Here is an 18,239-nt window from a genome sequence, read left to right as displayed (position 1 = left end):
CGCAGCAGACGAGTGTGCACCATCACCGGGGCCTTGCCGCAAGCCCCGGGTCCCGCGTTATGATGAAGGTGGCGGAAGACGCTTCATTATCGGCGCACCAACACCACAGCACCTGTATCGCGTGGGAGCCGCCAACTCTCGATCACCGTCGGCACCAGCATGGCCCCGAGAACACCCAGCGTCAGAGAAAACGGCACTCCGCCGCTCAGATCCTCCGACTCCGCCAACGGTGTGCAGAGCGTGATCACCAACGCGGACAGTGCAATACCCAGACCGGATGCCAACTCTTGCAGCGTTGCATGCAGAGTATTTGCATCGGTCAGCTCACCCGAGTCGACGTCGGCGAACGCCAAGCTGTTGTACGCGGTGAACCCGATGGATCGCAACGCGCCACTGACAAACAGTGCAACAGCGATAACGACGTCCGGTGTCGTCGACGAGATCAGTACCAGCGCACCGAAGCACACCACCGACAGAACTCCGTTTCCCACCAGAACTCGTCTGATCCCGAATCTACGCATGAGCGGAGTGGTGAGCGGTTTGATCGCGATATTCCCCGCGAACAGAGCCATCACCAGCAGACCGGCCTTGAACGCCGACATTCCGAATCCCACTTGGAACAACAACGGCAGCACAAACGGCACGCCCATGATCACGAGCCGGTACAGCGAGCCGCTCGACGCGACGAGCCGAAACGATCGAAGTCGGAGGACGCGGAGCGCGATGAGCGGATGATCCGACCGGACGAGGTGAATGACGGCCAAGCTCAACAAGATCAGAGCCGCAATGATCCCGAGGCCCACTCGTAGCCAGTCGGTTCCGGCACTGTGCACGCTGTCGAGCGCCACGACAAGCACTGCGACGCCTGCTCCGATCACCACCAATCCCAGCCAGTCAAGGCTCCGTTTCTGCGTTTGCCGAATGTCGGGCACCATGCGCAATGCCAGCAGAAACCCGACGATCCCGATCGGAACGTTGATCAGAAAGATCCAGCGCCACGAAGCGATCGACACGATGGCTCCACCCACAGCGGGCGCAAGAACCGGCGCTGTGAGCGCCGGCCACGTCAAGTAAGCGATAGCCCGTACGAGTTCCGCCTTCGACGTCACCCGCAATACTGCGAGCCGCCCTACCGGCACCATCATGGCGCCGCCTACCCCTTGTAGTGCGCGCATTCCCACCAGCATCGGGAGGGACGTGCTCAGTGCACATCCCACCGACGCCACCGTGAAAACGGCTATGGCAGAGATGAAGACACGTCGCGTTCCGAACCTGTCGGCCATCCATCCGCTCGCCGGGATCAGGACGGCCAACACCAGGAGATACGACGAAACGGCGACATTGACGTCGACGGCGTCAACTCCGAAGGATTGGGCGATCGACGGCAGTGCGGTTGCGAGAATCGTCGCATCGAGCATCTCCATGAACAGTGCTGCTGCCACCAGCAACGCCAGTCCGCGGGGAAATGTCACTGCGCCAGAGCCTTTCGGAGCAATTCTCGATCAGCCGAGAGAAATCCAGCCACCGGAGGAGACCGAGGCAACCATCGCGTCCAGAGCCTGCGCCGACGCGACAGCATCAGCGATGGTCGCGCCCTGCGGCGCTCCGTCCACGATCGAGGAGACGAAATTGCGAGCCTCGATGACCTTCAGGTCGTCATAACCCATGGCGTTGGCCGCGCCGGGTTGGAAGCGGCCGAACTCTCCCGACTCGGGGCCGACCAAAACCGTCGTGACGGATTGGTCCTGATACTTCGAGCCGAGGCTGGTGCCCAGTTCACCCATCCGGCGGTAATCCCAGAACACGGCACCCTTCGTACCGTGAATCTCGAATCCGTAGTTGTTCTGCTCTCCCACGGCGACGCGGCACGCTTCGAGGGTGCAGCGGCCGCCCGAGCCGAGCCGCAGCAGTGCGCTGACGAAGTCTTCGTTCTCGACAGCTCCCATCTCCCCGCCGCTGGCTCGGGCATGTCCACTGGTAGCGGCGGACGGACGCGCACGCTCCGGGATGAAGATCGCAGTATCAGCAACGAGAGCGTCGACGTCACCGAGAAGATGACGAATCAGATCGATGCCGTGCGAAGCCAAGTCGCCCAGGACGCCGGCGCCGCCGCGCTCACGCTCGTATCGCCAACTCAAAGCGCCTTCAGGGTGGGCCGCATAGTCGCTGAGGAAACGAAACCGCGAGTGCGTGATCGTGCCCAACTCCCCTGAGTCGATCAGGCTTTTTGCCAGGGCTACAGCCGGCGCGTTTCGGTAGTTGAAGCCGACGGTCGACTGCACACCGGCCTTCGAGACCGCTGCGGCAACAGCTTTGGCGTCTTCCGTGGACAAGCCGACGGGCTTCTCGATCCAGATGTGTTTGCCGGCTTCTGCCATTGCGACGCCGATTTCACGGTGCAAGAAGTTCGGGGCCGTGATGCTCACCGCGTCGATGGCCGGATCGGCTGCGATATCGCGCCAGTCCTGGGTGAAAGCTTCGAAACCGAATTGGTCCGCCGCTTCCTCCCCTCGGCCCGGCACCTCGTCGGCGACGGCGGCCAGGCGGATCACGGGAAGCTGGGGATAGTGCTGCCGCAGACGCAGATACGCCTGCGTGTGTACGCGGCCCATCCATCCGAATCCGGCAACTGCTACTGAAATGCCTGTCATGAGGCTCCGTTCGGGTCAAATGATCGAAGGATCGCAGAAATGCTGGGATCACAAATCACCCCCACTGACTCGGTCAGGCGGGTACTCGTGTCACCGGGATCGAGATCTAGCGGTCGACCACGGTGGTGTCGAAGTAGTAACGCGACGCTCGGTAGCAGTGGCTGCCGTACTCGACGGCACTACCTGAATCGTCAAATGCAGTGCGGCTCATGGTCAAGAGGGCAGCACCCACTTTCTCGTCGAGCAATCCTGCTTCTTCGCGAGTCGCCGCCCGAGCGCCGATTCGCTGCCGCGCCACACGGATGTGAACGCCGCGAGTTCGCAAGGTTTGGTACAGCCCTTGCGTCTCCAACTCCTCGGGATCGGGTGCGATGTCCACCGGAATGTAGTTGGTCATCACTGCAAGCGGTTCGCCGTTGGTGCTTCGCAGACGCCTGATGGTGGCCACTTCGGCGTCAGGTTCGAGGTTGAGTTCCGCGGCAACGTCCTCGACGGGAACTCCCACCGTGAACTCGAGCAGCTTGGTCGTCGGCGCCTGGCCGGCCCTCGCAAGGTCGTCGAACAGGCTGGTGAGCTCGACCGGGCGGTGCACCGGACTTTGCACCACCTGAGTTCCGACTCCCCGCTTACGAACAAGTAGGCCCTTGTCCACCAGTTCCTGGATCGCACGTCGAGTGGTCGGACGTGAGAGATTGAGCCGTTTGGCCAACGCCAGTTCGTTCTCGAAGCGATCACCTGGGGCAAGTTCGCCACCGAGAATAGCGCCCTCGATTGCCTGGGCCAGCTGAAAATACAGCGGCACCGGGCTCGAGCGGTCCAACTCGACGGCGAGTGCTGCGACCACGGTCAACTCCGATCTGTCTTGGGAAGGCGCCGTATCGACGCTACTTCTCTCGGCAGTGTATGCGAACACTAACATTCACTTGACCGCAAGTCATAATGTCCAGACAAACTATTGACAATCGCTGTGTCGCGGCGCACAGTTTCAGTCATACAACGGTGCCCTGCGCGGGCAGCCCACCACGAACTCTCGGGAGTCAGTCTTGACAAGCATCAACACTCACCAGAGCGGGTCACACATCCCTGACGCACCATTCGACGTGCTTGCCATCGGCCGATCGGGGGTGGACATCTACCCACTTCAAACCGGTGTCGGACTCGAAGACGTCGAGACCTTCGGCAAGTTTCTCGGCGGCAGCGCGGCAAACGTCTCGGTGGCGGCTGCACGCCTCGGCCGGCGAGCAGCACTGATCTCCGGCGTAGGCAGCGATCCCTTCGGAAAGTTCGTCACACGCGAGTTGGCACGTCTGGGCGTCGACAACAGGTTTGTCGTCACCAATTCCGAGTACCCGACACCGGTGACGTTCTGCGAGATCTTCCCCCCTGACGACTTCCCGCTGTACTTCTACCGCAAGCCGCATGCGCCCGATCTTCGGATCACCCCGGACGATATCGACCTCGACGCCGTTCGAACAGCGTCCCTCTACTGGTCGACTGTGACAGGGCTGTCCGAAGAACCGAGTCGCAGTGCACACTTCGCTGCCTGGGAAGCCCGCGAACGACGCCCGCTGACGGTCCTCGATCTGGACTACCGCCCGATGTTCTGGTCGACACCCCAAGAAGCGACCACTCAGGTGCAGCGCGCTCTCGCGCACGTGACGGTAGCCGTCGGAAACCGCGAAGAGTGCGAGATCGCGGTCGGTGAGACCAATCCGAACAAGGCCGCCGACGCGCTTCTCGACCTCGGAGTCGAACTGGCCATCGTGAAGCAGGGCCCGAAGGGTGTCCTCGGCAAAACACGAAAGCAATCGATCACCGTGCCGCCCAACGCCGTCGACGTGGTCAACGGGCTGGGTGCTGGCGACAGCTTCGGCGGATCACTGTGCCACGGACTGTTGGCCGGGTGGCCACTGGAGAAGGTACTGCGCTATGCCAACGCGGCCGGTGCGATAGTCGCATCTCGGCTCGAATGCTCCACTGCGATGCCAACCGCTGAAGAAGTCCACGATCTCGCCGAAGCCACAGCCACGGAGGCAGTCAATGTCTGACAAGCTCGCCGCCCGCCCCCTCGCCACCACCTACGCCGACGTGACGGAACTGCGTGCGAGCGATCCGCAGATCATCGAAAAGTCCTGGGCAGCAAGAACTCCTCGCGCCACCGTTCGAGGCAACGGACGACTGATGATCGTCGCTGCCGATCATCCAGCGCGTGGGGCATTGTCTGTCGGCGGCAAGCCGACAGCGATGAACAGTCGTACCGATCTGCTCGACAGATTACGCACGGCGCTCGACAATCCCGGAGTCGACGGCGTTCTCGGTACCGCGGACATTCTCGACGATCTGCTCCTCCTCGGGGCCCTCGAGGACAAGGTCGTCTTCTCGTCGATGAACCGCGGCGGCCTGGCGGGCGCGAGCTTCGAACTCGACGACCGCATGACCGGATATACCGCGGCGGGCACCGCGAAGTTCGGAATGAACGGCGGAAAGATGCTGCTGCGCATCGCCCTCGACGACGCGGGCACCCTGCCCACCATGACGGCATGTGCCGAGGCCGTTGACGAACTGGCCGCGGCCGGACTGATCGCGATGCTCGAGCCGTTCCTCTCCAGTCGCGTCAACGGCAAGGTGGTCAACGATCTCAGCCCCGACGCCGTCATCAAGTCCATCCACATCTCCCAAGGTCTCGGCTCCACCTCGGCGTATACGTGGATGAAACTGCCGGTCGTCGACGAGATGGAACGCGTCATGGATGCGACCACCCTCCCGACGCTCCTCCTGGGCGGCGATCCGCAGATCGCGCCGGAAGAAACGTACGCAAAGTGGGACGCTGCCCTTCAGCTGCCGTCCGTGCGCGGACTGATCGTCGGGCGCGCGCTGCTCTACCCACCGGACGGCGACGTGACCGCGGCCGTCGACACCGCAGTCAAGCTCGTCCACTAGAACCGACCTGGCAGGAGCAAGATGTTCAGCAAGTACTACGTCCCCGCCGGATCGTCCGCCGACAGTGATTTCACGACAGTGGTCACGCCGGAGTCCGCGGGTTGGACCGAATCCAGCTTGTGGACACTCGAACTCGCCCCTGGCGCGAGCGTCCGCTTGCAGTCCGGCGAGAACGAGATAGTCGTCGTTCCACTGTCGGGTTCGGCCGTGATAGTTGCCGAGGGGACGGAGATCGCCCTGACCGGCCGCGCGTCGGTCTTCGACGGACCGAGCGACTTCGCCTACATAGGACGCGATTCCGACTACACAGTGGCCAGCGCAGGTGGAGGCCGCTTCGCCCTGTGCGGAGCGCGCGCCGGAGCCAAGCTCCCCCATCGCTACGGTCCCGCATCAGGAGTTGCCGTCGAACTCCGCGGTGCCGGTAACTGCAGCCGACAGGTTCACAACTTCGCCACCGCAGACACTTTCGAGGCAGACTCCATCATCGCGTGTGAGGTCATCACCCCCGGCGGGAACTGGTCGTCGTATCCCAGCCACAAGCACGACGAGAACAGCGACGTCGAATCGGCCCTGGAAGAGATCTACTACTTCGAGATCGACCGAAGCCCCACCGGGACCGAAGGGTTCGGCTACCACCGCGTGTACGGAACCGCCGAGAGACCTATCGAGGTGCTCGAGGAAGTCCGCTCGGGCGACGTCGTCCTCGTGCCGCACGGCTATCACGGCCCGTCCATCGCAGCGCCGGGCCACCACATGTACTACCTCAACGTCATGGCAGGTTCGGGCGAGATCCGGGCGTGGAACATCTGTGACGATCCGCAACACACCTGGCTGCGTGGAAGCTGGGATCACCAGGACATCGACCCTCGACTGCCGTTGCAGTCCCACAACTGACGGAAGTGAAAGCTGTGGCACCCACCAACAACGCAACCGGCAATCGTCTACCTCGCGACGAGCCGACCGCATACCTCACCGTTTCTCAAGCTGTCGTCCGCTTCCTCGCCAACCAGTACACCGAACGCGACGGCCAGCGCACCAAGCTGTTTGCCGGCTGCTTCGGAATCTTCGGGCACGGCAACGTCGCCGGACTGGGGCAGGCACTCTTGCAGGCCGAGATCCAGGATCTCGACGCCGGCCGTGAGCCGACACTCCCCTACGTGCTCGGCCGCAATGAACAGGCGATGGTGCACTCGGCTGTCGCGCACGCCCGCATGAAGGACCGCCTGCAGACGTGGGCAGTCTCGTCCAGCGTCGGCCCCGGCGCCACCAATATGATCACCGGCGCGGCACTGGCCACCATCAACCGTCTACCTGTATTACTCCTTCCCGCAGACACTTTCGCGACCCGCGCCAGTGCCCCCGTCTTACAGGAACTCGAACTCCCGTCGAGCGGCGACGTCACGGTCAACGACGCTTTCAAACCGGTCTCACGATACTTCGATCGGGTATGGCGCCCGGAGCAGTTGCCGAGCGCTCTGCTCGCCGGGATGCGCGTTCTCACTGATCCCGTCGAGACCGGCGCAGTGACCATCGCCATCCCGCAGGACGTGCAGGCCGAGGCTTTCGACTGGCCCGAGTCCTTCTTCGCCGAACGGGTGTGGCACGTGGCCCGCCCGCTCCCCGAGCGATCGGTGATCGAACGCGCCGCCGCGATCATCCGCTCGGCTCGCAAGCCACTGATCGTCGCCGGCGGCGGCGTGATCTACAGCCAGGCCACCGACTCTCTGGCAGCGTTCTGCGCGCAGACCGGAATCCCCGTGGGGCAGAGCCAGGCCGGCAAGGGTTCATTGGTCTACGACCATCCACAATCCGTCGGGGCGGTGGGGTCCACCGGCACTACGGCTGCAAACGCACTGGCCACCGAGGCGGACGTCGTCATCGGAATCGGCACGCGGTACAGCGATTTCACGAGCGCGTCCCGCACCGCATTCACCAATCCCGACGTTCGCTTCGTCAACATCAACGTCGCTTCACTGGACTCCGTGAAGCAGGGCGGAGTCAGCGTGGTCGCCGACGCACGTGAGGCACTCGACGCGCTGGCGATCGCACTGAACGACTACCGGGTGGACGACGAATACGCGTCCAGGATCGGTGAACTCGCTCGCGATTGGGATGCGATCGTCGAATCCGTCTACAACCCAGCCGAACCCGCTGCCGACGGGTCACTGAATCAGAATCAGGTGATCGGCCTGGTCAACACTCTGTCCGATCCACGTGACGTCGTGGTGTGCGCTGCCGGGTCCATGCCGGGTGACCTCCACAAGCTGTGGCGAACCCGTGATCCCAAGGGGTATCACGTCGAATACGGGTACTCGTGCATGGGATACGAAGTTGCCGGCGGTCTAGGCGTCCGCATGGCGTGCCCCGATCGCGACGTGTTCGTGATGGTCGGCGACGGTTCCTATCTGATGATGGCCACCGAATTGGTCACCGCCGTACAGGAACGCCTCAAGGTCATCGTCGTCCTGGTGCAGAATCACGGATTTGCCTCCATCGGTTCGCTATCCGAGTCGTTGGGTTCCCAGCGCTTCGGCACGCAGTACCGCTACCGCTCGAATGACGGACGTCTCGACGGAGGTGTTCTCCCGGTCGATCTGGCCGCGAACGCCGCCAGCCTCGGTGTCGACGTCATCCGCGCCAACACCGCCGCCGAGTTCGCCGACGCGATCAAAGTCGCCAAAGCAAGCGACACCAGCACGGTCATCCACGTCGAAACCGATCCGCTGATCGGCGCCCCGGACAGCGAATCATGGTGGGACGTACCGGTATCAGCTACTTCCGAACTGGAATCGACCAAGAACGCCCGGACAACCTACGAGTCCTGGAAGAAGATCCAGCGACCGTATCTACGTCCATCCGAATGAGAATTCCGCACAGCCACACCCCAAAAAGCCTGCCCGCGAAAGGAATCTAGACATGAGCGCGATTCGCGTCGGATCAGCCCCCGACTCCTGGGGTGTGTGGTTTCCGGACGACCCTCAGCAGACCCCGTACACGCGATTCCTCGACGAGGTGTCCGCGTCGGGATATGAATGGATCGAACTCGGTCCGTTCGGATACCTTCCGACCGATCCAGCCAAGCTGACTGACGAACTCGGAGCACGCGGCCTCAAGCTTTCGGCCGGTACCGTTTTCGAACACCTGCACCAGGACGATTCCTGGGATGCCGTCTGGAATCAGATCAAGGACGTCGCCAAGTTGACCGCAGCCGTCGGCGGCAAGCACGTAGTGGTCATACCCGAGATGTGGCGCGATCCTTCCACCGGAGTGGTACTCGAGGATCGAAATCTGACTCCCGAGCAGTGGCGCAAGAAGACCGACGGCATGAACGCTCTCGGCAAGGCGATGCTCGAGGAGTACGGCGTCATGGCGCAGTACCACCCTCATGCCGACAGCCATGTCGATATCGAGGACAACGTCTACAAGTTCCTCGAAGGTACAGACGAGCGTTTCGTGAACCTGTGCCTCGATACCGGCCACATCAGCTACTGCGGCGGCGACAATCTCGCCATCATCAACAAGCATCCGGAGCGCATCGGGTACCTGCACCTCAAGCAGGTGGATCCGGCGATCGTCGCCAAGGTGGAGGCGGAGGACCTGCCGTTCGGCGAAGCCGTCAAACTCGGCGCGATGATCGAACCACCGCGTGGAATCCCGGACATGCCGCCGCTTCTGGAGGCCATCGAGAAGCTCGGCATCGACGTGTTCGCGATCGTCGAGCAGGACATGTATCCCTGCCATCCCGACACACCGCTGCCCATCGCACAGCGCACTCAGAAATACCTGTCCACCTGTGGCGTCCCCGCCGTCCGTTTCAGCTGAGCAACACAATCGAGGAGTACCACCGCATGTCTGACAACCAGGATCTCCGGATCGCAGTGCTCGGCGTCGGCATCATGGGGGCCGATCACGTCGACCGCATCACCAACAAAATCGGCGGTGCCCGAGTCACTGTCGTCAACGACTACTCTCTTGCCCGCGCCGAGGAAATCGCAGCATTGACGCCGGGGGCACGCGTCGTCGTCGATCCGTTCGATGCCATCGCAGCCGAGGACGTCGACGCCGTTGTGCTCGCAACCCCGGGCCCGACCCATGAGAAGCAGGTACTTGCCTGCCTCGAAGCAGGCAAGCCGGTTCTCTGCGAGAAGCCGCTGACCACCGACGCGGACAGTTCGCTGGCGATCGTCAAAGCCGAAGCAGCGCTGGGAAAGAAACTGATCCAGGTCGGTTTCATGCGCCGGTTCGACCACGAATACACCCAGCTCAAGGATTTGATCGACAGCGGTGATCTCGGTCGCCCTCTCGTTGTGCACTGCGCGCACCGCAATCCTGCGGTTCCGAACGGCTTCGACAGCGCGATGATCGTCAAGGACTCACTCGTCCACGAGGTCGACGTGACGCGATTCCTGCTCGACGAAGAGATCACCTCGGTGCAGATAATTCGGCCGTCTGCGAATTCGCTTGCTCCCGAGGGCATTCAAGACCCACAGATCGCTATATTCGAGACCGAGTCCGGTAGACACGTCGACGCCGAGGTGTTTGTCACCACCGGAGTTGCCTACGAGGTGCGCACCGAAGTTGTCGGCGAACTCGGAAGCGCGATGATCGGACTCGACGTGGGACTGATCCGAAAGACCAAGCCCGGCAACTGGGGTGGGCAGATCACCCCAGGATTCCGCGAACGCTTCGGGCAGGCATACGACACCGAGTTCGCCCGGTGGATCAAGGCGGTGAAGACGGGCGCCGGCACCGGCAACTACATCGACGGACCTGGTGCCTGGGACGGGTACGCCGCGGCCGCTGTCTGCGCCGCTGGCGTGAAGTCTCTGGAGACGGGTCAACGCGTCGTCGTGGACATGGTTGCGCGCGACTCTGTGGCCGGAGTGTAGCGATGAAGGTCGCTCTCGATCCCACACCGTTCCATCACGATTACTCGCTGCTGGAGCTTCCCCGAGTTGTTGCCGATCTCGGGTACGAGTACCTGCAGCTCACACCGCACGTCGACATGATCCCGTTCTTCAATCACCCGAAAGCCGACGACGCGCTCGTCGCCGAGTTCCGGAAGGCCTGCGCAAGTGCGGGAGTCGGCATCGCGTCGGTGCTCCCGGTCCTTCGGTGGTCCGGCCCGGACGAGGACGCTCGCGAAGCAGCAGTGCGTTACTGGAAGCGGGCCATCCAGATCACGGTCGATCTCGGTGTCAACGTCATGAACACCGAATTCTCCGGCCGCCCCGAGAAAGCCGAAGAGTCCGAGCGTGCGTTCTATCGTTCGATGGAGGAACTGCTTCCGATCATCGAACGCGAGGGGATCGACGTCCTGATCGACCCGCACCCGGACGATTTTGCCGAAGACGGACTTGCCGCGATCCGCACGATCCGTGGCGTGAACTCCAAGAACCTCGGCATGGTGATCGTGGCGTGCCACCAATTCCACATGGGTGGGGACCTTCCCGCCATCATGGAGGCCGCCGGCGACATGGTCCGTCTCGTACATGTGGCAGACACCATGGATCATCACCGTTCCCACGGACTTCGCTACATCACCAATCCGCCAGGCAATGCCGTTCGAGTGCATCAACACCTCAAAATCGGGGACGGAGACGTCAACTGGGACGAATTCTTCGGCGGCCTCGGCAAACTCGGCTTCTACGATCGTGACAACACCGTGATGGTGTCGAGCGTCTTCGCCGAGAACGAAAACGCACACGAGGTTTCCCGGTACCAGCGCGAGACGATGAACGACTATGTCGCCAAGTACACCTCCCCGAACTCCTGAGCCACCAGACCACTAGGAAATACCATGACCAGCACTGATACTCGAGTCATCGCGCACTGGTTGGACGGCAAGTCGTTCGCCGGAACATCCGAGAACACCGCCCCCGTCACCAACCCCGCCACCGGACAGATCACCGGCCGACTCGCCCTGGCGAACCTCGAGGACGCTCGCACCGTCATCGACGCTGCTGCGGCGGCCTTCCCCGCCTGGCGTGACACCTCCCTGGCCCGGCGCACACAGATACTGTTCAGCTTCCGCGAACTCCTCAACGCTCGCAAAGGTGAACTCGCCGAGATCATCACAGCCGAGCACGGCAAGGTTCTCTCCGACGCCCTCGGCGAAATCAGCCGCGGACAAGAAGTAGTCGAATTCGCCTGCGGAATAGCGCATCTCCTCAAGGGCGGATACACCGAGAATGCATCGACCAAGGTCGACGTCTACTCCATCCGCCAACCCCTCGGCCCCGTAGGCATCATCTCCCCCTTCAACTTTCCCGCGATGGTCCCGATGTGGTTCTTCCCGGTCGCCATCGCCGCCGGGAACACCGTGATTCTCAAACCCTCGGAGAAGGACCCCACCGCGGCGATCTGGCTCGCCGAACTCTGGGCCGAAGCCGGTCTGCCCCCCGGCGTCTTCAACGTCCTCCAAGGTGACAAGCTCGCCGTCGACGAACTTCTGGAAAACAAAGCAGTCAAAGCGATTTCGTTTGTCGGATCCACCCCCATCGCCCAGTACGTCTATGCCACCGGCACCGCCAACGGCAAACGCGTGCAAGCACTCGGCGGCGCCAAGAACCACGCCATCGTTCTGCCGGACGCCGACCTCGACCTCGCCGCCGACGCAATGGTCAACGCGGGATTCGGCTCCGCGGGCGAACGATGCATGGCGATCTCCGCCCTGGTCGCAGTCGGCGACATCGCCGACGAACTGGTCGCCAAGATCGTCGAGCGGACCACTCCCCTCGTCACCGGTGACGGCACCAAGAACTCCGACATGGGTCCGCTCGTCACCAAGGCCCACCGCGACAAGGTCGCCTCATACGTCGATGCAGGCGAGAAGGACGGCGCCACCATCGTGGTCGACGGACGTACAGTCCAGGCCGATGGTGGACCGGACGGCTTCTGGCTTGGACCCACCCTCATCGACCACGTCACCACCGACATGTCGATCTACACCGACGAAATCTTCGGGCCTGTTCTCTCCGTCGTGCGCGTCGATACCTACGACCAAGCCCTCGAACTGATCAACAACAACCCGTACGGAAACGGCACCGCCATCTTCACCAACGACGGCGGCGCTGCCCGACGCTTCCAGAACGAGGTGGAGGTCGGCATGATCGGCATCAACGTCCCCATCCCGGTTCCCATGGCCTACTACAGCTTCGGCGGCTGGAAGAACAGCCTCTTCGGTGACACCCACGCTCACGGGACAGAAGGTGTTCATTTCTTCACGCGAGGTAAAGCCGTCACCAGTCGCTGGCTCGACCCCAGCCACGGCGGCATCAACCTCGGCTTCCCCGAAAACAGTTAGCCGCAAGACATCTGTGGCCGAGACTCTCGAAGAGGCTCGGCCACAGATGTTTTCGAGAGGTCTACGCGACCGTGGGGTGGTACGTCAGCACCTGAACTCCGGATTCGTACCGACGATCGTCCTTCAACTCGAGGTCGATCTTGTCGGCCGATTCGGGGAACACTCTCCCGCCGGACCCGAGAATGACCGGGAAGACCATCAGCCGTAGCTCGTCGACCAGACCGGCCAGCAACAACGCGTGGACGAGCGTCCGACTTCCCGCGACCAGGATTTCGCCGTCGATCTGTTCCTTAAGCTTCGGAACGGATTCCTCGATGGGACCGTCGAGCGCCGTCGAGTTGTTCCATTCGAGCGGCTCCGTCGAACTCGTGACGACGTACTTGGGCATCTCGTTCATCTTGTCCGCAAAGCCTTGGTCGTCTTCGCGCTCAGGCCAGGCACCGGCGAAGCTCTCGTAGGTCCGTCGACCGAGTAGAAGCACGTCCGCGGCGAGGGTTTCGTCGAGTTTGAACTTCATCTGATCGCCCTCCTGGTACGGAAAGACCCATCCAGTGTGCGCATAGCCCGGTTCGCCACCGGGCGCTTCCATAACCATGTCCAAAGACACGAATTCTGTCACCACGATCTTGCCCATACCGATCCCCTGTCGTCAGTGCGTGTGCGCCATTCGAGTAGTCGACTACCCCACTGTTACAGACTCTGCGTGGTGGTGGAACTCATCAGCGGCGATCGTCCACTATGACCGATGTACAAACCGAATCGCCTGTTTTCGATCCCTCTGCTTGCGTGGCGATTCGGACGTTCCCTCACGTTCGCATACCCTCGTATATCGATGATGTGGCGTCGAAAGTGTGCAGTGGCAGTGGCCGGAACAGTGCTCTCAGGGAGCATTGCGTTTACCGGTGTCGTAGGGACCTCGGGAGTGGCCGGCGCCCAACCGGCCCCGCCGCCGCCCACCACCACTACCGAGGCACCGTTCACAACACCCAACACCGACAGCTGCCCGTTCACGAGTAGCCCGGCGCCGGCGATCGATCTCTCCGAAGCACCTGCGCCCGGATCCACGGCCCCGACTGCTGTCCCGATTCCGGAAAGCCCCGTCGGTGGAGACAAGCTCGGCGAGTGTGGCGTCGTACTTCCTGACGGCGCTCCCCCGCTCCCGGCCGACATCGCGGCATCCGGATGGGTACTCGCGGACGCCGAAACCGGTGAGGTCCTCGCCGCGAAAGATCCGCACGGTCGCTACCGACCGGCCAGCACCATCAAGATGCTGTTGGCTCTCGTCGCTCTCGACGAACTCGATCTCGACACCGAAATCACCGCAACTGCCGAAGATGCGGACGCTGAAGGTAGCGCTGTCGGCATCGGCAAGGGCGGCAAGTACACCAACCGGCAACTGATGCAGGGTCTGGTCATGGCGTCGGGAAACGATGCCGCGCACGCTCTTGCCCGCCAACTCGGCGGTGACGCTGCAGCCGTGTCGAAGATGAACGCGCTCGCGGCCGAACTCGGCGCCCTCGACACTCGCACGGCAACTCCATCCGGACTCGACGGCCCGGGGATGAGCAGCTCACCGTACGACCTGGCCGTAATTTTCCATACAGCCCTCCAGAATCCGACGTTTGCCGGACTGATCCATACCGAAACCGTCGAGTTTCCCGGCTTCCCGAAAGATCCCACGATTCCTGACGATCAGGATCGCCCCGGATTCACTCTCGCGAACGACAATCAGTTGCTCTACAACTACGACGGCGCATTGGGCGGCAAGACCGGCTTCACCGACGACGCCCGCCACACGTACGTCGGTGCTGCGGAGCGCAACGGCCGGAAACTACTGGTGACATTGATGGGCGGCGAAGCCAAGCCGATCCGTCCGTGGGAGCAGGCTGCCCGTCTACTCGACTACGGATATGCACTCCCCGCGAGCACAACCGTCGGCTCGTTGACGGACCGATCGACCGACGATGCCACGCCCGATGTCACTCGCACACCGTCTGCCGCTGCACCAGGCTCGATCTCGGCAGCACCCACCGCTACCGACACCGAGTCGGACACCACTGACCGCATCCTCATCGGTGCTGTCGGCGGAGTTGTGGTGATCGCGCTGGTGGCGGGAGCCGTTGCTCTGAACCGTCGAAGGCGCTAGCGCGGCCGACGGCGCATGAAGCCCGAAAGACCCAGGCCGGCAACCGCACCCGTGGCGATCAACGCAGCCACGCGAGACGGTGAAGCTCCGTCACTGACAACGATTCGCGGCGAGATCACGGCCGGATCCGGCGGCGGAACGAAGGCCAGAGCCATACTTTCCTTTGTCGTCGCCGCCCACGCCGTGCAGAACAGCAGCATCCTCGACGCCGTGAACACGAACACGAGCAAACCGATGATCGGGCCGAATGCCACGCCCGCCGGGCCACTGGTGACGGCCGCGAGGTAGATCGCACCTACCTGCTTGAAGATTTCGAACACGACCGCGGCGATAAGCGCTGCCTGCGCGGCGCTGCGCAGCGTGACAGGCTCGCGCGGCAGCCGGGCAATCACCCACAGGAACACCGCCCACGTCGCCAGGAGTGAGAGCAACAGTGAAACGACTCTGAGCCCCACGCCGACACCGGTGATGTTCTCGAGGTTGAGCCATTTCACGATCTGAGTCGCAACCGGCCCGCTGCTCAGCGCCGACATTCCCAGTGAGACGACCATGGCGAGAGCCAGACCGATGAGGGCCCCTGCGTCACCGAGTTTGGTACGAACGAAACCCTTCGGCTCGCGCTTGCTCTCCCACATCGCCGTCAGCGCGTCGCGAACATTTGCCATCCAACCGAGACCCGCGTACGCGGCACCCAGGAGACCGAAGATTCCGACGCTCGCGCGCGAGTCGATAGCCGAATCGATCAGCGTGTTGATGGTGTCACCCAAGCTGCCCGGAATGCTCTTGGTGATCTGCTCCTGAATCGACTCCAGGTACTCGGGATGCCCGGCCAATACGAAACCGGCCACTGCAAACGCGACCATCATGATCGGAATCAATGCGAGAACACTGAAGTACGTGATTCCCGCAGCGTAGTAATCGCCCTTTTGCTCTTGGAAACGTCCTGCGGCGCGAACCAGATGATCGAGCCAGGGTCGCGCTGCTCGTTGCTTCTCGAGAAAGCTCGGTGCGTCGTCGTCCGTGTCAGCCATTGCCGTCCCCCTCATGTTCGGTCAGGCGTCGTGAGTCCGAATTCGCGTAAGTCAGCCCTTCGGTGCCAGGAATCCGACCTTGTCATAGACAGCGGCGAGAGTGCGTGAAGACACCTCACGGGCGCGGTGCGCTCCAGCCGCGATGATGCGATCCAGCTCTGCCTCGTCGGCAAGGTAACCGTCGACCTTCGCCTTGAGTGGGGTGACGAACTCGGTCAGCACATCAGCGGTATCGGTCTTGAGGTCGCCGTACCCCTTGCCCTCGTAACCGGCCACCAGAGTCTCGATCGGTACTCCCGAGAGAGCCGACTGAATGGTGAGCAGGTTGCTGACGCCCGGCTTGGCCTGCGGGTCGAAACGAATCTCGCGCTCGTTGTCGGTGACGGCCGACTTGATCTTCTTTGCCGACACCTTCGGATCGTCGAGCAGATTGATCAGTCCGGCCGCACTGGCGGCGGACTTGCTCATCTTGGCGGTCGGATCCTGCAGGTCGTAGATCTTTGCCGTGCCCTTGATGATCTGCGGCTCGGGAACAACGAACGCCTTGCCGTAGCGGGTGTTGAACCGGCCGGCCAGATCGCGTGCGAGTTCGAGGTGCTGACGCTGATCCTCACCCACCGGAACTCGCTGCGGGCGGTACAGAAGGATGTCCGCGGCCATCAGAACCGGATACGTGAACAAACCGACACTGGCGTTGTCGCTGCCTTGCTTGGCGGACTTGTCCTTGAACTGCGTCATACGGCTGGCTTCACCGAAACCGGTGATGCAGTTCAGGACCCACGCCAACTGTGCGTGCTCGGGAACCTGACTCTGTACGAACAGCGTCGCCCGATCCGGATCGATACCCACCGCAAGGAGCTGAGCCACCGCAACCTTGGTGCGACGACGCAATTCCTTCGGGTCCTGCGTCACCGTGATGGCGTGAAGATCCGGAATGAAGTAGAAAGCGTCGAAATCGTCCTGCAACGGAACCCACTGCTGCAGCGCACCCAGGTAGTTGCCGAGGTGGAAAGAATCCGACGTCGGCTGGATTCCGGAAAGCACGCGAGGCTTTGCGGTGGGCTTCTGTTCTGCAGGGGTCGACATGGTTCCGATCTTTTCACGAGTGGAAATCAGTGCAGTGGCGTGGTGCCCGGGTAGTCGAGTTCGACGAGGTCTTCACCGTGGGCGGTGAGGTCCTCCGCACCGAACTGGTAGACGGTCCGGAAAACGACGGGTTCCCATTCTTCGGTGTAGAAGTCCATCGTTTCGCGGAACCACTCCAACTGATCCTGTTGCTCGGACAGTAGAGAACCCGCACCTCGGATCACAACTACATATCCGGCGCCGAGTCCGAGTACGTCGTCGAGATCGCGCATGACATCGTCGAAAGCGTCTTTGTTGCGCCCGAAGTGGGACGGAAACTGGAAGGCTGCCGCGAACTCGTCGAAGACCTGCGCCGTTGTTCGCATGTTCTCTCCGCGAACCACCCGAACGACAAAATTCTCGCCACGAAGTTCACGTGCAAGATCATCCGCAACGGCCGGGTCGCTCTGCAGGGCCACCGAAGCCACATCCGAAGACGGATCCAGCCACTGCGCCACGCTGACCGTAGACGAGTCCGACATCAGCGAATCCTCACAAACGTGTCGTAGTGATCGAGGGTGTACCACGCCGAACCGTCGTTACCGGTGACGATTCGCTCGGCATCACGACCTTGGCCGTTTTTCTTCGCGTTGACGTCCCATTCCTGATAGACGACACGTCCGCCACCGGCACCGACAGCGGGCAGACGCCCTTCGCTGTTGCGGAAGGTGATGCCGCCCTTGGTGCCCGGCGCATTGGCGGAATCCGGCCACCGCCCGGCGTCGATCTCCACGAGCGTGGCGAGAACGCGCGTCGGCGCATCGCTGTTCGTCTGCTGCGTTGTCTTGACGGCGGAGCTGGAGGGCGCGGAGCTGGAGGGCGCGGAGCTCGAGGGCACGGAACTCGACGGCGCGGCCTTGGTGGTAGCACCCGGCTTGGCTTGAACAGTCGAGGACTGGGCACTCGAGGACTTCGCAACCGACGACGCCGAACTGTCGGAGTCACGTGAAGAAAGGGTTACCGCCAGTACGAGCGCCACCACAGCCACCACGACGGTGATGATGGCGTTGCGCGTCTTTGCGCTCGGCATTTTCAGACCT

At 62.5% G+C, this 18,239-nt stretch carries 17 protein-coding genes; 9 read left to right on the top strand and 8 right to left on the bottom strand.

Annotated features, from left to right (window positions below):
- Nucleotides 1-86: 86 nt before the first annotated feature.
- The 3 genes from RE4_RS15050 to RE4_RS15040 all read right to left on the bottom strand — a co-directional run bounded on the left by RE4_RS15050 (nt 87) and on the right by RE4_RS15040 (nt 3,495).
- The gene (locus RE4_RS15050) at nt 87-1,472 is read right to left on the bottom strand and encodes an MFS transporter (protein WP_078377402.1); all 1,386 of its coding nucleotides are present in this window, start codon (nt 1,470-1,472) and stop codon (nt 87-89) included.
- Nucleotides 1,473-1,502: 30 nt separating this feature from the next.
- Nucleotides 1,503-2,651 carry a Gfo/Idh/MocA family protein gene (locus RE4_RS15045; protein ID WP_046378299.1) on the bottom strand — a complete coding sequence of 383 codons (1,149 nt, stop codon included), beginning with the start codon at nt 2,649-2,651 and terminating at the stop codon, nt 1,503-1,505.
- A 106-nt stretch (nt 2,652-2,757) separates the two neighbouring features.
- Nucleotides 2,758-3,495: a GntR family transcriptional regulator gene (locus tag RE4_RS15040; protein WP_060938836.1), complete on the bottom strand. Its 738-nt coding sequence runs from the start codon at nt 3,493-3,495 to the stop codon at nt 2,758-2,760.
- 199 nt (nt 3,496-3,694) lie between these two features.
- Here RE4_RS15040 and iolC point away from each other — a divergent pair, with 199 nt between their 5' ends.
- Genes iolC through RE4_RS15000 form a run of 8 tightly spaced genes read left to right on the top strand, consistent with a single transcriptional unit; the run spans nt 3,695 to nt 12,897 of the window.
- The gene (iolC, locus tag RE4_RS15035; protein WP_174531769.1) at nt 3,695-4,699 is read left to right on the top strand and encodes a 5-dehydro-2-deoxygluconokinase; all 1,005 of its coding nucleotides are present in this window, start codon (nt 3,695-3,697) and stop codon (nt 4,697-4,699) included.
- A complete protein-coding gene (locus RE4_RS15030; protein WP_046378298.1) occupies nt 4,692-5,591 on the top strand; it encodes a Cgl0159 family (beta/alpha)8-fold protein in 900 nt (299 codons plus the stop codon). Before iolC ends, RE4_RS15030 begins: the two co-directional genes overlap by 8 nt.
- Before the next feature lie 21 nt (nt 5,592-5,612).
- The gene (gene iolB, locus RE4_RS15025; protein ID WP_060938835.1) at nt 5,613-6,485 is read left to right on the top strand and encodes a 5-deoxy-glucuronate isomerase; all 873 of its coding nucleotides are present in this window, start codon (nt 5,613-5,615) and stop codon (nt 6,483-6,485) included.
- Nucleotides 6,486-6,499: 14 nt separating this feature from the next.
- A complete protein-coding gene (iolD, locus tag RE4_RS15020; protein ID WP_060938872.1) occupies nt 6,500-8,455 on the top strand; it encodes a 3D-(3,5/4)-trihydroxycyclohexane-1,2-dione acylhydrolase (decyclizing) in 1,956 nt (651 codons plus the stop codon).
- A 52-nt stretch (nt 8,456-8,507) separates the two neighbouring features.
- Nucleotides 8,508-9,413 carry a sugar phosphate isomerase/epimerase family protein gene (locus RE4_RS15015; protein WP_019747670.1) on the top strand — a complete coding sequence of 302 codons (906 nt, stop codon included), beginning with the start codon at nt 8,508-8,510 and terminating at the stop codon, nt 9,411-9,413.
- Between the two features lie 26 nt (nt 9,414-9,439).
- On the top strand, nt 9,440-10,480 hold the full coding sequence (locus tag RE4_RS15010; RefSeq protein ID WP_060938834.1) for a Gfo/Idh/MocA family protein: 1,041 nt from the start codon (nt 9,440-9,442) through the stop codon (nt 10,478-10,480).
- 2 nt (nt 10,481-10,482) lie between these two features.
- Nucleotides 10,483-11,367 (top strand): sugar phosphate isomerase/epimerase family protein, encoded by an 885-nt coding sequence (locus tag RE4_RS15005; RefSeq protein WP_060938833.1) that lies wholly within the window; start codon nt 10,483-10,485, stop codon nt 11,365-11,367.
- Nucleotides 11,368-11,391: 24 nt separating this feature from the next.
- Nucleotides 11,392-12,897: a CoA-acylating methylmalonate-semialdehyde dehydrogenase gene (locus RE4_RS15000; RefSeq protein WP_060938832.1), complete on the top strand. Its 1,506-nt coding sequence runs from the start codon at nt 11,392-11,394 to the stop codon at nt 12,895-12,897.
- A 61-nt stretch (nt 12,898-12,958) separates the two neighbouring features.
- On the opposite strand, the gene RE4_RS14995 is transcribed toward RE4_RS15000, so the two are convergent.
- On the bottom strand, nt 12,959-13,531 hold the full coding sequence (locus RE4_RS14995; RefSeq protein ID WP_019747666.1) for a dihydrofolate reductase family protein: 573 nt from the start codon (nt 13,529-13,531) through the stop codon (nt 12,959-12,961).
- A 198-nt stretch (nt 13,532-13,729) separates the two neighbouring features.
- On the opposite strand from RE4_RS14995, the gene RE4_RS14990 reads away from it, so the two are divergent.
- Nucleotides 13,730-15,043 (top strand): D-alanyl-D-alanine carboxypeptidase family protein, encoded by a 1,314-nt coding sequence (locus RE4_RS14990; RefSeq protein WP_029254980.1) that lies wholly within the window; start codon nt 13,730-13,732, stop codon nt 15,041-15,043.
- Here RE4_RS14990 and yhjD read toward each other — a convergent pair.
- The 4 genes from yhjD to RE4_RS14970 are packed head-to-tail and all read right to left on the bottom strand — an operon-like array spanning nt 15,040 to nt 18,229.
- A complete protein-coding gene (gene yhjD / locus RE4_RS14985; RefSeq protein ID WP_020969131.1) occupies nt 15,040-16,074 on the bottom strand; it encodes an inner membrane protein YhjD in 1,035 nt (344 codons plus the stop codon). The two genes, RE4_RS14990 and yhjD, sit on opposite strands and share 4 nt — an antisense overlap.
- 51 nt (nt 16,075-16,125) lie before the next feature.
- Complete coding sequence (gene trpS, locus RE4_RS14980) at nt 16,126-17,160, bottom strand: tryptophan--tRNA ligase (RefSeq protein WP_003941025.1); 1,035 nt, start codon at nt 17,158-17,160, stop codon at nt 16,126-16,128.
- 26 nt (nt 17,161-17,186) lie between these two features.
- Complete coding sequence (locus RE4_RS14975; protein ID WP_046378292.1) at nt 17,187-17,681, bottom strand: barstar family protein; 495 nt, start codon at nt 17,679-17,681, stop codon at nt 17,187-17,189.
- Nucleotides 17,681-18,229, bottom strand: a complete 549-nt coding sequence (locus tag RE4_RS14970) for a guanyl-specific ribonuclease (protein ID WP_021343644.1) — start codon at nt 18,227-18,229, stop codon at nt 17,681-17,683. The genes RE4_RS14975 and RE4_RS14970 overlap by 1 nt, the downstream gene beginning before the upstream one ends.
- Nucleotides 18,230-18,239: the final 10 nt, after the last annotated feature.

Origin of the sequence: Rhodococcus erythropolis NBRC 15567, assembly GCF_001552595.1 — a bacterium.
Taxonomy (GTDB): domain Bacteria; phylum Actinomycetota; class Actinomycetes; order Mycobacteriales; family Mycobacteriaceae; genus Rhodococcus_F; species Rhodococcus_F erythropolis.
This window is presented reverse-complemented; position numbering and strand designations above follow the sequence as displayed.